At 44.2% G+C, this 14,972-nt stretch carries 10 protein-coding genes and 1 tRNA gene; all 11 read right to left on the bottom strand.

The features are described from left to right. Positions 1 to 66 precede the first annotated feature (66 nt). Entirely contained in the window at positions 67 to 4,398 is a 4,332-nt protein-coding gene (gene rpoC, locus AC23P2_RS05110; protein WP_487772197.1) for a DNA-directed RNA polymerase subunit beta', read from the bottom strand. Positions 4,399 to 4,507: 109 nt separating this feature from the next. Continuing rightward, entirely contained in the window at positions 4,508 to 8,365 is a 3,858-nt protein-coding gene (gene rpoB, locus AC23P2_RS05115) for a DNA-directed RNA polymerase subunit beta (RefSeq protein WP_487772198.1), read from the bottom strand. A gap of 339 nt (positions 8,366 to 8,704) precedes the next feature. Continuing rightward, positions 8,705 to 9,085 (bottom strand): 50S ribosomal protein L7/L12, encoded by a 381-nt coding sequence (rplL, locus tag AC23P2_RS05120; protein WP_487772199.1) that lies wholly within the window; start codon positions 9,083 to 9,085, stop codon positions 8,705 to 8,707. Positions 9,086 to 9,199: 114 nt separating this feature from the next. Further along, positions 9,200 to 9,733: a 50S ribosomal protein L10 gene (rplJ, locus tag AC23P2_RS05125; RefSeq protein WP_487772200.1), complete on the bottom strand. Its 534-nt coding sequence runs from the start codon at positions 9,731 to 9,733 to the stop codon at positions 9,200 to 9,202. A 2-nt stretch (positions 9,734 to 9,735) separates the two neighbouring features. After that, positions 9,736 to 10,434 carry a 50S ribosomal protein L1 gene (gene rplA, locus AC23P2_RS05130; RefSeq protein ID WP_028522385.1) on the bottom strand — a complete coding sequence of 233 codons (699 nt, stop codon included), beginning with the start codon at positions 10,432 to 10,434 and terminating at the stop codon, positions 9,736 to 9,738. Positions 10,435 to 10,465: 31 nt separating this feature from the next. Further along, a complete protein-coding gene (gene rplK, locus AC23P2_RS05135) occupies positions 10,466 to 10,909 on the bottom strand; it encodes a 50S ribosomal protein L11 (RefSeq protein ID WP_487772201.1) in 444 nt (147 codons plus the stop codon). Positions 10,910 to 11,008: 99 nt separating this feature from the next. Next, the gene (gene nusG / locus AC23P2_RS05140; RefSeq protein ID WP_028522383.1) at positions 11,009 to 11,563 is read right to left on the bottom strand and encodes a transcription termination/antitermination protein NusG; all 555 of its coding nucleotides are present in this window, start codon (positions 11,561 to 11,563) and stop codon (positions 11,009 to 11,011) included. Between the two features lie 34 nt (positions 11,564 to 11,597). Further along, positions 11,598 to 11,789, bottom strand: a complete 192-nt coding sequence (gene secE / locus AC23P2_RS05145; protein ID WP_028522382.1) for a preprotein translocase subunit SecE — start codon at positions 11,787 to 11,789, stop codon at positions 11,598 to 11,600. Positions 11,790 to 11,804: 15 nt separating this feature from the next. Then, a tRNA-Trp gene (locus AC23P2_RS05150) sits at positions 11,805 to 11,875 on the bottom strand. 75 nt (positions 11,876 to 11,950) lie between these two features. Next, positions 11,951 to 13,159 (bottom strand): TCR/Tet family MFS transporter, encoded by a 1,209-nt coding sequence (locus AC23P2_RS05155; RefSeq protein WP_487772202.1) that lies wholly within the window; start codon positions 13,157 to 13,159, stop codon positions 11,951 to 11,953. A 37-nt stretch (positions 13,160 to 13,196) separates the two neighbouring features. Continuing rightward, positions 13,197 to 14,969 (bottom strand): sensor histidine kinase, encoded by a 1,773-nt coding sequence (locus AC23P2_RS05160; protein WP_487772203.1) that lies wholly within the window; start codon positions 14,967 to 14,969, stop codon positions 13,197 to 13,199. Positions 14,970 to 14,972 lie beyond the last annotated feature (3 nt).

A 14,972-nucleotide genomic window follows, 5' to 3' on the forward strand; every position in this document is an offset into this window, starting at 1 on the left:
GCCGAAAACAAAAACGCCCCAACCGAAGTCGGGGCGTTTTCTTCTATAAACTCACGGGGAAACCTGTTAGTTTGCTAATTCACGTTTGCTACGACGCGAGCTGCTACGCTCACGTGATTCGGTCACTGTTTCGAGTTCTTCTTTCGAACCAATGATGTTTTTCTGGTAGCGACGTACACCCGTTCCTGCTGGAATAAGGTGACCTACAATTACGTTTTCTTTCAAGCCATCGAGCGTATCGCGTTTTCCTCGTACCGCTGCTTCGCTCAACACTTTGGTCGTCTCTTGGAAAGACGCGGCTGAGATAAAGCTTTCAGTACCCAACGATGCTTGCGTAATACCCATCAAAGTTGGTTGTGCAACGGCTGCTTTCGCATCACGTGCCACGACCAAACGTTGGTCACGACGCTTGAGGGTAGAGTTTTCGTCACGCAAACGGCGCGCAGAAATCAACATACCTGGCTTCACGTTTTCAGAATCGCCCGAATCCTCTACCACTTTCATGTCAAGAACACGGTCGTTTTCTTCGCGGAACGTCCACTTATCAACGGGTTGCATTTCCAAGAAGTTGGTATCTCCAGCTTCCATGATTTCAACTTTCTGCATCATTTGGCGTACAATACACTCAATGTGCTTATCGTTGATTTTCACCCCTTGGAGACGGTAAACTTCCTGAATTTCGTTTACCAAGTACTCTTGTACCGCCGTTGGCCCTTTGATCGAAAGGATGTCGCTTGGCGTAATGGCACCATCAGAAAGTGGTTCACCCGCTTTCACGTAGTCACCATCTTGCACCAAGATGTGTTTCGACAAAGGCACAAGGTATTTCTTACGGGTACCGTCTTTCGACTCGATATTGATTTCGCGGTTACCGCGTTTTACAATTCCGTAAATAACCACCCCGTCGATTTCAGAAACTACCGCTGGGTTAGATGGGTTACGTGCTTCAAACAACTCCGTTACCCGTGGCAAACCACCCGTAATGTCACGCGTTTTACCGAGTGTACGTGGTAATTTCGCTAAAGGCTGACCTGCTTTTACCGTCGAACCATCTTTGATTACTAAGCGCGCACCCACAGGCAAGTTATAAATCTTCTCATCGGCGTCGGTCAAGAGTGGGCTCTTACCTTTCACCAAGATACCTGGGTTTTTGGTACGGTCACGTGTTTCGATGATTACCATTTCTTGGAAGCCCGATTGTTCGTCGATTTCTTCGCGGAAAGTGATACCTTCTTCGATTGATTCGTATTGAGCAGAACCGTTAAATTCTGACAAGATTACGGCGTTGTAAGGATCCCAGTTACAAAGTTCGTGGCCTTTGGTAACGCGCTCACCTTCTTTCACAAGCAATGTCGCTCCGTAAGGAACGTTATTACCAATCAATACCTGTCCGTTTGACTCGCTAACGATGCGAATTTCACCCGAACGACCCATTACAATCGTTACTGGATTTCCTTCGGCATCCGTTGACTCTACGGTACGCATATCTTCAAACTCAATCTTACCTTCAAATTTTGCTCTGATGTTGGCTTCTACTGCGATGTTTTGCGCAGTACCCCCAACGTGGAACGTACGAAGTGTCAGCTGCGTACCTGGCTCACCGATTGACTGTGAGGCAATAACCCCCACCGACTCACCGATTTCGGCCATGCGCCCCGACGCCAAGTTACGTCCGTAGCATTTTGAACAAACCCCACTGCGGGTTTCGCAAGTCAATACCGAGCGAATTTCAACGGTTTCGATGCTAGTTTCGTCGATACGAGCCGCGATTTCTTCGGTGATTTCTTGGCCTGATGATAAAATTAACTCACCCGAAAGTGGGTCAAGTACATCGTGTACAGAAACCCGTCCCAAGATACGCTCAGACAATGGCTCAACGATGTCCTCGTTGTCTTTCAATGCTGAAATCTCGATACCGCGCAATGTTCCACAGTCAACTTCGTTCACAACCACATCCTGAGCTACGTCGTGCAAACGACGTGTCAAGTAACCCGCATCGGCTGTTTTCAAGGCCGTATCAGCCAAACCTTTACGCGCACCGTGGGTAGAGATAAAGTACTCAAGTACGTCGAGACCCTCCTTAAAGTTTGAAAGGATTGGGTTTTCGATGATTTCTCCAACGCCCCCAGCAAGGTTTTTCTGAGGTTTCGCCATCAAACCACGCATACCTCCCAACTGACGTACCTGCTCGCGAGAACCACGGGCTCCCGAGTGCATCATCATATAAACGGAGTTGAAGCCTTGTTGGTCGTTCTCCAATTGGGTCAAAAGCGTATTGGCCAATTTCGTGTTGGTACGTGTCCAAACGTCGATAATTTGGTTATAACGTTCGTTTTCGGTGATAAGACCCATCATGAAGTTGTCCATCACACCTTGAACTTCTTCTTTTGCTCCTTCGATGAGTTGCCATTTCACATCTGGGATTTTAATATCTCCCAAACCGATTGACAAACCACCTTTGAAGGCCGTTTGGAAACCAAGTTGCTTGATGTCGTCCAAGAATTGCGCACAACGTGCATTACCCGCAATCTTGAAGACGTGTCCAATAATTTGTTGAAGTTTCTTCTTCGTCAACAATTCATTGATATATCCAACGGATTCAGGAACGCACTGGTTGAACAATAGACGTCCTGCAACCGTATCAATCAATTTTTTCTCAAGCGAACCATCTTCGTTACGAACTGTCACACGGCACTTGATGTGCGCATGTTTAGACACTTTTCCTTCGTTGAGGGCGATGATTACTTCTTCAGCACCGTAGAATGTCATTCCTTCTCCAGCAATAGGCACTTCTGGGGTCGATTTACGTCCTTTTGTTACGTAATACAGACCCAATACCATGTCTTGTGAAGGTACGGTAATTGGCGCTCCGTTGGCAGGGTTCAAGATGTTGTGCGATGACAACATCAACAACGATGCTTCCAAAATAGCCTCTTGACCTAGTGGTACGTGTACCGCCATCTGGTCACCGTCAAAGTCGGCGTTGAAGGCCGTACATACCAATGGGTGCAACTGAATCGCTTTTCCTTCAATCAACTTAGGTTGGAAGGCTTGGATACCCAAACGGTGAAGGGTAGGAGCACGGTTAAGCAATACAGGGTGGCCTTTCAATACGTTTTCCAAGATGTCCCAAACAACAGGATCTTTGCGGTCAACGATTTTCTTTGCCGATTTTACTGTCTTAACAATCCCACGCTCAATCAGCTTGCGAATAATAAACGGCTTAAACAACTCTGCGGCCATGTCTTTGGGAAGACCACACTCGTGAAGTTTGAGCTCTGGACCTACCACAATTACCGAACGACCTGAGTAGTCAACCCGCTTACCAAGTAAGTTCTGACGGAAACGACCTTGCTTTCCTTTCAGCATATCTGAAAGTGATTTCAAGGCACGGTTACCTTCCGAACGTACCGCGTTTACTTTACGGCTGTTATCGAATAGCGAGTCAACTGCTTCTTGCAACATCCGTTTTTCGTTACGCAAAATTACTTCTGGCGCTTTGATTTCAATCAGACGCTTCAAACGGTTGTTACGAATGATTACGCGACGGTAGAGGTCGTTAAGGTCAGACGTAGCAAAACGTCCACCATCCAAAGGCACAAGCGGACGAAGTTCTGGTGGAATCACTGGCACCATCCGAATCACCATCCATTCTGGGCGGTTTTCGATGCGTGTATTTGCATCACGAAGTGCTTCAACAACTTTCAAACGCTTCAACGCTTCTGCTTTACGCTGTTGCGAAGTATCGTTTGCGGCGTTGTGGCGCAACTCATACGAAAGTTCGTCTAATTGCGTACGTGACAACAACAACTCTAATCCTTCAGCCCCCATCTTAGCGATGAATTTGTTCGGGTCTGTATCGGGTAGCATTTGGTTCTCACGAGGGAGACGATCCATAATATCCAAGTATTCATCTTCAGTCAAGAAGTCCATTTTGTTGACTCCATCTTCTGCTTTCACACCTGGTTGAACTACTACGTATCGTTCGTAGTAGATGATTTGGTCCAATTTCTTGGTTGACAAGCCTAACAAATAACCAATTTTGTTAGGTAAGCTACGGAAGTACCAAATGTGAGCAACAGGCACCACCAATTCGATGTGTCCCATACGTTCACGACGTACTTTTTTCTCCGTTACTTCCACCCCACAACGGTCACAGATAATGCCCTTATAACGAATACGCTTATATTTACCACAGTGGCATTCCCAGTCTTTTACGGGGCCGAAGATACGCTCGCAGAAAAGTCCACCCATCTCAGGCTTATAGGTCCGATAGTTGATGGTTTCGGGTTGCGTTACTTCACCGTATGAGCTTTCCAGAATAGACTCTGGCGAAGCCAAACTGATGGTAATCCGCGAAAAGTCACTATTGATTTTCTTGTTTTTCTTGAATGACATTTTCGATATGATTTGTGTGAAATTTTTGTTTAGGGTTTAGAGTTTACTATCTCAAGTTTAGGGTTGTATTACCAACCGTAACTCCGAAACAGTAAACCCCAAACATTGATTAGTCCATCGTAATTTCGAGGGCAAGGCCGCGTAATTCGTGAATCAATACATTGAATGATTCTGGAATATTTGGCTTCGGAAGGTTTTCACCTTTTACGATTGCCTCATACGCTTTTGCCCGTCCAATTACGTCATCGGACTTCACTGTCAAAATCTCTTGGAGGATGTGAGAAGCTCCAAACGCCTCAAGCGCCCAAACTTCCATCTCTCCGAAACGCTGTCCACCAAACTGTGCCTTACCACCCAATGGTTGCTGCGTAATAAGTGAGTATGGTCCGATCGAACGAGCGTGCATTTTGTCATCCACCAAGTGCCCCAGTTTAAGCATGTACATGATACCTACTGTAACTGCTTGGTCAAATTTATCACCCGATTGCCCATCATAAAGTGGTGTACGTCCAAAAGAAGGAATTCCTGCTTCATTCAATTCAGAAACTACTTGATCTTCGGTAGCACCATCAAAGATTGGCGTTGCGTATTTACGGCCTAATTTACGACCTGCCCATGCCAAGATGGTTTCGTAAATCTGACCGATGTTCATACGCGAAGGTACCCCTAGAGGGTTCAATACGATGTCCATTGGTGTTCCATCGGCCAAGAAAGGCATGTCTTCATCGCGAACGATTTTAGCCACAACCCCTTTGTTACCGTGGCGACCCGCCATTTTATCACCCACTTTGAGTTTACGTTTTTTAGCGATATATACTTTCGCTAATTTCACGATACCCGCAGGTAATTCATCTCCAACTTCCAACGTAAAGCGGTCACGTTTGAAACGTCCCGAAATCTCGTTGCGGCGTTTTTGATAGTTTTTCACCATCTCAAACAACAGCTTGTTGGTCGTTGGGTCGTCCGTCCAACCTTCAATGATTAAGTCACCCAAAAGGTTTACTTCTTCTGGAACAACGTAGCCACCTTCGTCACGGTACGGGTTTTTGTCTGGGAAGATATTGTTGATGATGTTCACGCGGCTAAATTTCACGCCTTTACTCATGATTTCTTCGCCAAACTTGTGCTTCACTCCAGCACTCGTTTTACCATCAAGCAATTCTACCATTTTGTCGATAAGAACTTCACGGAGTTTGCTCAAGTCGCGTCCGTAGCTCTTCATCAACACTTTCAACTCGTCTTTTTGTTTTACGCGCTCATCGCGGCCTGGACGAGAGAAAAGTTTTGTATCTACAACTACCCCTTTCATCGACGGAGGTGCTTTCCGTGAAGCATCCTTCACATCACCTGCTTTATCTCCAAAGATGGCACGGAGAAGTTTTTCTTCTGGTGTAGGATCTGATTCACCTTTTGGCGTAATCTTTCCAATCAAGATATCACCTTCTTTTACTTCCGTTCCTACGCGAACGATACCATTTTCGTCGAGGTTTTTAACAGCCTCCTCACTTACGTTCGGAATCTCCGCTGTCAATTCTTCCTCACCGCGTTTGGTATCACGTACTTCAAGGTCGTATTCTTCGATGTGGATCGAAGTAAAAATATCTTCGCGTACTACACGCTCAGAAATTACAATCGCATCCTCAAAGTTATACCCTTGCCAAGGCATGAAGGCTACGAGGAGGTTACGTCCAAGTGCCAACTCACCACCTTCAGTCGCATATCCTTCGCTCAAGATTTGACCTTTCTCTACCGGTTGGCCTTTCAAAACCATCGGTTTAAGGTTGATACAAGTATCTTGGTTAGTACGACGGAACTTAATTAAATCATACGTTACGATATCGCTATCAAAACTTACCAAACGCTGCTCGTACGAACGTTCGTAACGAATGACAATCTTGGTTGCATCCACAAACTCAACTACCCCGTTGCCTTCGGCTACCACCAAAGCACGTGAGTCGCGAGCTACGCGGCCTTCCAAACCTGTCCCTACAATTGGCGCCTGTGGACGGAGCAATGGCACCGCCTGACGTTGCATGTTTGAACCCATCAAGGCACGGTTGGCATCATCGTGCTCCAAGAACGGAATCATCGAAGCCGCTACCGATACAATCTGGTTTGCTGCAATATCCATCAAAGACACCTGTGCAGGCTCTACCATTGGGAAGTCACCTTCAAAACGTGTCTTGATTTTATCAACCAAGAAAGTTCCGTTATCGTCCACCGACGCATTGGCTTGGGCGATGTATTTAGAATCTTCTTCTTCTGCGGTCAAATACACAAGTTCATTCGACAACTTACCATCATTAATAACGCGGTAAGGTGTTTCGATGAAGCCCATGCTGTTGGTTTTTGCATAAACGCAAAGCGAAGAAATCAAACCGATGTTTGGCCCTTCAGGAGTTTCAATGGTACAAAGACGCCCGTAGTGCGTATAGTGAACGTCACGAACCTCGAAACCTGCACGCTCACGGCTCAAACCACCTGGCCCTAGTGCTGACATACGACGCTTGTGCGTGATTTCAGCCAGTGGGTTGGTTTGGTCCATGAACTGCGAAAGCTGGTTGGTTCCAAAGAACGAGTTGATTACCGACGACAACGTACGTGCATTAATCAAGTCGATTGGTTTGAAGTCTTCGTTATCACGAACGTTCATACGTTCTTTGATTGTACGCGACATACGTGCCAAACCAACACCAAATTGTGCCCATAATTGCTCACCTACCGTACGAACACGGCGGTTTGACAAGTGGTCGATATCATCGACTACGGCTTTGGCATTGATAAGACCAATCAAGTATTTTACAATGGAAACGATGTCTTGCGTGGTTAACACTTTCGTTGACATCGCAATATCCAATTGCAATTTTTTATTGACACGGTAGCGACCTACATCACCCAAGTCATAACGCTTATCTGAGAAGAACAAGCTCTGAATTACTTCACGAGCAGTTTGTTCGTCAGGCGCTTCGGCGTTACGCAATTGGCGGTAAATTTGCTCAACAGCCTCTTTTTCTGAGTTAGAGCTGTCTTTTTGCAACGTGTTATAAATGATATTATAATCGGCCATGTTCATGTCCTCACGGTGCATAATAATTGATTTTTGCCCCGAATCAAGGATCACGTCTAGGTCACCGGCCGTGATAAGAGAGTCACGCTCAAGCAACACTTCGTTACGGCTGATTGACACTACTTCACCAGTATCTTCATCCACGAAGTCTTCTGTCCATGTACGTAGTACCCGCGCAGCTAGGCGGCGGCCTACGGCTTTTTTCAAGCTAGCAGAAGTAGCAGGGATTTCTTCTGAAAGTTCAAACAAATCAAGAATTTCTTTGTCAGAACCAAAGCCAATCGCCCGTAGGAGGGTAGTAACTGGAAACTTTTTCTTACGGTCGATGTACGCATACATCACGTTATTTACGTCCGTAGAAAATTCAATCCAAGACCCTTTAAAAGGAATAATCCGTGCCGAGTACAATTTAGTACCGTTGGTGTGCTTGCTCATTGAGAAAAACACTCCTGGCGAACGGTGTAGCTGAGAAACGATAACGCGTTCAGCTCCATTAATTACAAAAGAGCCTTTTTCAGTCATGTACGGGATAGCTCCCAAGAACACTTCCTGCTCAATTGTTTCAAAATCTTCGTTATCGGCGTCATTACATTTTAGGCGTAGTTTTGCCTTCAATGGCACCGAATACGTAAGTCCACGTGAAATACACTCATTAACAGAGTATTTAGGTGGATCTAGTGCATAATCAACGAATTCAAGGACAAAGTTTTCACGTGAATCAGAGATTGGGAAGTTCTCTTGGAATACTTTGTACAACCCTTCTTTGTGACGTTCTTCGGCTGCGGTATCTAAATTAACGAATTCGCGATACGAGCGAAGCTGTACGTCAAGGAAGTCCGGATAATCAATAACAGGTTTAATCCGGGCAAAACTTCTACGTGGAGTTTGTTTGGTTACCAAGGCTTTACAAGTTTTTGGTGGATAAGAACCAGGCGACGTTCTAAGGATACTGAACGCGAGGACTCAAATAGTTAGTTTGCAAAAAACTTAGCTTGCCTCGTAGATTTTAGAATTTCGCCCCTGTGCATCGCTCCTACGAGTAGCGAAGTGTTTCAGGCAGAAACTCATTAAAGAAGAAACGCTATTGTAGTTAGATGTCAGATTAATGATTATTTCTGATTTTTGACTAACTGTTGCTGTTTTCAATAGCCAAAACAGCGGTACTTACTTAAACAGGAAAAGACCTGACACAAGGTCAGGCCTATTTCCGTTTGTTTTTAGGAGCGCCAAGCGCAGAAATTACTTGATTTCTACTTCAGCACCAGCTTCTTCCAATTGCTTTTTCAAAGCTTCTGCTTCGTCTTTAGCAATACCTTCTTTCAATGGTTTTGGAGCGCCGTCAACCAATTCTTTAGCTTCTTTCAAGCCAAGACCTGTCAAGTCTTTTACAAGTTTAACAACTTGCAATTTAGCAGCACCGCCTGATTTCAAGATTACATCAAAAGCTGTTTTTTCTTCTACAACTGGAGCTGCATCACCACCACCTGCTGCTGCTACCATTACTGGAGCTGCTGCTGCTGGTTCGATACCGTACTCATCTTTCAAGATTGCAGCAAGTTCATTTACTTCCTTTACTGTAAGATTAACAAGCTGTTCTGCGAATGCTTTCAAATCTGCCATTTTATTGTAATGTTAAAATTTGTTACGAGTTTTTTTGAATTTGAAAATTTGTGAACCTGAAGCAGTGAAATTAATATCTGAATAATTCTCAGTGCTTCAAATTTAGTACTTGAATTACCCTTCGCGTTCTGAAAGGGTTTTGAGGATACCAGCCAATTTGCCGCCTCCGCTTTGCAATGCCGATACGACATTTTTCGCAGGAGATTGCAACAAGCCAACGATTTCCCCGATTAATTCTTGTCTTGATTTCAGGGTCAAGAGCGTCTCTAATTGATTTTCGCCAATAAAAAGGCTATACTCAACCGAAGCACCTTTAAGCTTCAATTTGTCGTTGCCTGATTCTTTACGAAATTCTTTGATCAATTTAGCAGCTACTTTGCCTGACTCTTGGTGAAACATGATGCCAGAAAAACCAGTCAAAACGCTTTCGTTGAATGGCGTGTAATCTGTATCTAGTGTTTCAAGTGCCTTTGCAATCAGCGTGTTTTTAACAACGCGATACTCTACTCCTTGGTTAAAACACTTACGACGTAAGTTATTTGTTTCTCCAACTGTCATGCCTGCGGCATCAACAATATAGAAGTAAGGAATCGCCTTGAACTTGTCGCTGAGTTCCTCTATGATAACGGCTTTTTCTTCGCGTGTCATAATTATATTCCTGCAATCGTGCTTTTATCGATGATGACACCTGGACTCATTGTGCTTGAGAGGTGTACGCTTTTTACGTAAGTACCTTTAGCCGAAGAAGGTTTAAGCCTCATTAAAGTCGCAATCAACTCTTGAGCATTTTGGGCAATTTTATCAGGGCCAAAAGATACACGGCCGATACTAGCGTGGATAATACCAAACTTGTCAACCTTGAAATCAATTTTACCTGCCTTTACCTCTTTTACTGCTTTACCAACTTCCAACGTTACCGTACCTGACTTAGGGTTAGGCATCAAGCCACGAGGACCTAAGATTTTACCCAAACGGCCAATTTTGGCCATTACAGTTGGCATTGTAATGATTACGTCCACGTCAGTCCATCCTTTTTCGATTTTCTGAATAAACTCATCCAACCCAACGAAGTCAGCACCAGCTTCTTTTGCTTCGGCTTCTTTATCAGGCGAACAAAGTACCAATACACGTACTTCACGACCTGTACCGTGTGGTAAAGCCACCACGCCACGAACCATTTGGTCTGCTTTGCGGGGGTCAACACCCAAACGCACATCAATATCTACCGAAGCATCAAACTTCGTGTAGGTGATGTCTTTCAGAATTTCTGCAGCTTTCTCGAACGAGTACTCGATTTTAGCATCGTATTTCGCTAAAGCTTCTTTTCTTTTTTTAGTCAACTTTGCCATTGTTCAAAATGTCTTTACGTCCGCTTCGTGATTAGTTATCCCAAGGGGCTGTACCTGATACTGTAATCCCCATACTACGTGCTGTACCTGCAATCATTTTCATTGCGGATTCTATCGTAAAGCAATTCAAATCTGGCATCTTAGTTTCAGCAATCGTTTTCACTTGATCCCAGCTAACTGAACCCACTTTCTTACGGTTAGGTTGAGCTGAACCAAGTTTAATTTTTGCAGCCTCCAAAAGCAAGATAGGTGCTGGTGGAGTTTTGATAACAAATTCAAATGATTTGTCTTTGTAGTACGTAATTACAACGGGTAAGATTACACCCATTTTGTCCTGCGTACGACCGTTAAATTGCTTGCAGAACTCCATGATGTTCAAACCCTTAGAACCAAGTGCTGGTCCAATTGGGGGGGAAGGATTGGCTTGGCCACCTTTCACTTGCAGTTTGACGTAACCTGCTACTTCTTTCGCCATCGTTTTAAAACGTTTAAATTGGCGTTACCGGTTCGGACGTACGGCTGATAGACAACATGGAAGCTTTTTGTCTCGTACTCCCGGCAACATTCTGAAAAATCAGCTTTCTTTTTCGACTTGTGCGTAACCCAACTCCACGGGCGTACTACGCCCGAATATTTTCACAACGACATTGAGCTTCTTCTTGTCGTCAAAAATTTCTTCTACTGTTCCAATAAAGCCACTGAAAGGGCCATCGGTAATTTTAACACTCTCGCCTTTCAAGAAACTCACTTTTGGCGCTTCAACTTCTTCTACCGCATCTTCGACCTTACCTAAAATCCGATTGATTTCCGACTGACGCAACGGCACTGGTATTTTTGAGTTACCGCTGGTATTTCCCAAAAAACCCAATACACCTGGCATTGTCGTAATAAGGTGATGTGTTTCTCCTTTCGCCAAATCGGCCGAAATGATGATATACCCAGGAAAAAAGTTCTTCTCGCGGATGCGTTTCTTACCGTTACGCATTTCGACAATTTTTTCCGTCGGAATTAAAATTTCGGGAATAGCTTCTTGAAGGCCTTGTCTGACGATTTCATTTTCAAGATAAGATTTAATCTTCTTTTCTTGACCAGACACAGCCCGGATAACGTACCAATTCAGATTACTCATACCTGCTCAACGTTTGGATAACCGGGGCAAAGCCCTAGAATGACTGATAAATGAAATTGAGAGCATTCTCAAATAGGAAGTCCATAAGACCTACTACGGCTGCAAAAATAAGCGAGCCGAGGAGTACAAGTGTTGTACTAGATTGAAGGTCATTAAGCTTGGGCCAAGTGACATTGTGCCGAACCTCGTCCCATGAGGCTTTAAAAAATTCTACAATTGAGTTCATTTTGCGCAAAAGTTGCACGGGCACCAGGACTCGAACCCAGACCGAAGGTTTTGGAGACCTTAGTTCTACCTTTAAACTATGCCCGTGTATATAATACTTCTTGAAATCGGACTGCAAAAGTATGAAACAAATTTTTCAATTGCAACCTTTTGCAAAAAAAATCATTTGCGCGATAAAATTTGTTTCACTAAAACCAAACTTAGAAGCGTCAAAACACCGCCCATTGCAAACGGAGCACCTGGAAAAACAACAGGGGCAGCCGAAGTTGTAAAGTACGCAAACAAACTCGTCATCATCACTGGCCCCACAACGGCCGTTAAACTCATCAAACTCGTAAGTGCTCCTCTGAGCTCTCCTTGCTCATTGGCAGGCACCTCATTTGACATAATGGCTTGAAGCGCAGGTGTGGCAATTCCCCCTAATGCGGCTAAAATAGTAATCGCAAACAGCATCCAACCTTGGTTGGCAAAGGCATACATAAAAAAGCTGATACCGTAGGCGCTTAACCCCCAATAAATGGATTTTGTGTTGCCCAAACGAGGGATAATCGTGCGGGTTAGTCCGCCTTGCACAAGAGCGGCCATTACACCTACAAAGGCCAGCGAATATCCGACCCATTTTTCGTCCCAGCCAAATTTTTCCATGGTAAAGTAAGTCCATGTACTCTGCGTAGCGTAGCCTGCGATATAAATCAGTACAAGCGGAATAACCAAACCAAAAATAATGGGGTACTTTTTTAAATGGCGCAATGAACCCACAGGATTGGCCCGCTTCCAATCAAACGGACGACGGTTTTCGGGAAGCAGTGACTCTGGTAATACAAAATATCCGTATAGCCAGTTTAATAGTGCCAAGCCTGCAGATACAAAAAAAGGAACGCGGGCGCCATACTGGCCAAGAAGCCCCCCAAGCATGGGACCAATAATAAAGCCTAAACCGAAAGCTGCGCCAATGAGTCCAAAATTTTGGGCTCTTTTTTCAGGTGGGCTCACATCCGCAATGTACGCGCCTGCTGTGGTAAAACTGGCTCCCAAAACGCCAGCAATGAGGCGTCCTACAAACAACCATCCTATACTCGGGGCAAAACCCAAGAAGATATAATCTATTCCAAATCCAAAAAGAGAGGCTAATAACACAGGCCTACGCCCGTATTGGTCGCTTAAACCGCCCAAAATTGGGGAAAATATAAACTGCATTACCGAATACGCAAACGTGAGCCAACCTCCGTACAAAGAGGCTTGGGATAAATCACCATGAATGAGCTCGGTAATCAATTTAGGAAATACGGGAATAATTATCCCAATACCTGTTACGTCAATAAGTAACGTTATAAAGATAAATAAAAGGGCAGAGTTGCGTTTTTCAGCCATATAAAGGGGACAACAAAGGTACAAAAGTAGAAAAAAATCAGGAGATTGGCACTTGCGCCGACGCATGGGTTCCTTTTCCGTTGGATTCAATCTGCCACGTGCCCCTGAGCGACGAAATTCTTTCTTGGATATTTCCTAAGCCTTTTCCTTGGTGATTATAATCTTGCATTCCTACTCCATCGTCCTCAATGTCAAGGTGTAAGTGATTGTCTTGTTCATAAAGACGAACCACCGCTTCTTTCGCTCTTGAATGCTTGATAATGTTATTAATCAACTCCAATGAAATGCTGTATAGCTCAAACTCAACTTGTTTATCGTATTTTTTATCGAGGTTTATCTCGGTTTTAAATCGCGTTCTATTGTTTCGGTTAAGCTTTTCTGTCAGTTTCTCCACGCTTATTGCTAACCCATCGGCTTCTAAATTTTCGGGCACAAGGTTATGACTCAAAAACCGCACCCGCTGCTGTGCCTCATTGGTCATTTCGACCAACGACTCATAGACCTGTTGTTCCTGCTCCGTCAGGCTCTCGGAGTTAATTGACGCCAATGTCCAACGAATCGCAGAGAGTGTCCCACCTAAAGAATCATGCAAATCAGCCGCAACACGCTTGCGTTCAATGGTTTGTCCTTTAATTTGGGCTTTTGAAATTTCTTCATTTTGGGTTTGTAATGTGTGAATAAGTTCTTTTTGGGATTGTTCGCGTTCTTCGCGTGTTCGGCGATAATCATCCGCCAATGCCCACATAAAAAAGACCATTTCAAACATACTTCCAATGTGCATGGCATTGATAACAAGCAGATTAGGTTTTAAGTAAGCCAACGTCCAAAGTAAAACGACCATGACACCAATAAAATAAGAAAGTGTCCCAAAAAGATAGTAAATAGCAGACGGATTGCCGCGCCGATAGCTTACAATGCAGGAAATAGAGACCAAACAAAAAAAGGCAATGATGATAGCACACGAATACACATTCGGGCTAATGAGTCCTTCAAAAAAGAAAATCCAGACACTCAATATCACCGATGCAATCGCATCTATTCGCATCAGCGTGTAGAGGGTAGGGGCTAATGCCCGTAAATGAAGCGCATGGGCGTAAAACAACACTCCTAAAAAATTGCTAATAACGACTGCAATCACGATGCTATAACCTTTCATCCAGACATGATTTGGCCACAGTAGCTGGTCAATAATACCGTATCCTCCTACAACGGCCACCAATAAATATCCTATTAAAAAGAGGAGATAAAGCAAGAAATTTCGCTCTTTGGTTACCAATAAAAATACCAATTGCACAACAATCATACAAATCACAAACCCCAAGTGGCCACTCCAAAACCAGAGTTCATCGAGGTAGGTTTCGTAAAAATGATACGTTTCGGCAATTCTAAACTGGATTTTTTTGGCGTCTCCTGTACGTAATTTGATATAAACAGAATACAATACATGCGGCGCAAGCTCCAAAGGAACGGCGCATTGGTGTACATTGATATTTCGTTGATAGCCTGGTATTGCTTCTTTTAAGGTTTGGTGTTTCACCTCTCCCGTTTGTTCATTGAAAACAAACACGTCAAGCTCTTCCACCATGGGATAATCATTTGAAATTACCCAGTGAATCTGTCGATCGGTTTGTTTTTTTACCTTGAAACGCAGCCAGACATCTTGGTCGTTAAAACCTAAGTCAGCAGAAATGCCTAGGGGTCGCTTGAAAAAAAAAGAGGAGTCTTTTCGTAGCTGTTGAACTGTTAATTTTTGGGAAGTATCGGCAAGATACTCAAGCGCCGGATGCTTCCATAGCTCTGTATCTACCATTTT

The sequence above is a fragment of the Runella sp. R0.1_18 genome (assembly GCF_057652155.1).

Excerpts from the sequence above, each read along its gene's own strand:
- rpoC (WP_487772197.1), bottom strand. The coding sequence starts at position 4,398 with ATGTCATTCAAGAAAAACAAGAAAATCAATAGTGACTTTTCGCGGATT.
- rplJ (WP_487772200.1), bottom strand. The coding sequence starts at position 9,733 with ATGACACGCGAAGAAAAAGCCGTTATCATAGAGGAACTCAGCGACAAG.
- AC23P2_RS05160 (WP_487772203.1), bottom strand. The coding sequence starts at position 14,969 with ATGGTAGATACAGAGCTATGGAAGCATCCGGCGCTTGAGTATCTTGCC.
- secE (WP_028522382.1), bottom strand. The coding sequence starts at position 11,789 with ATGAACTCAATTGTAGAATTTTTTAAAGCCTCATGGGACGAGGTTCGG.
- nusG (WP_028522383.1), bottom strand. The coding sequence starts at position 11,563 with ATGAGTAATCTGAATTGGTACGTTATCCGGGCTGTGTCTGGTCAAGAA.
- rplA (WP_028522385.1), bottom strand. The coding sequence starts at position 10,434 with ATGGCAAAGTTGACTAAAAAAAGAAAAGAAGCTTTAGCGAAATACGAT.
- rplL (WP_487772199.1), bottom strand. The coding sequence starts at position 9,085 with ATGGCAGATTTGAAAGCATTCGCAGAACAGCTTGTTAATCTTACAGTA.
- rplK (WP_487772201.1), bottom strand. The coding sequence starts at position 10,909 with ATGGCGAAAGAAGTAGCAGGTTACGTCAAACTGCAAGTGAAAGGTGGC.
- AC23P2_RS05155 (WP_487772202.1), bottom strand. The coding sequence starts at position 13,159 with ATGGCTGAAAAACGCAACTCTGCCCTTTTATTTATCTTTATAACGTTA.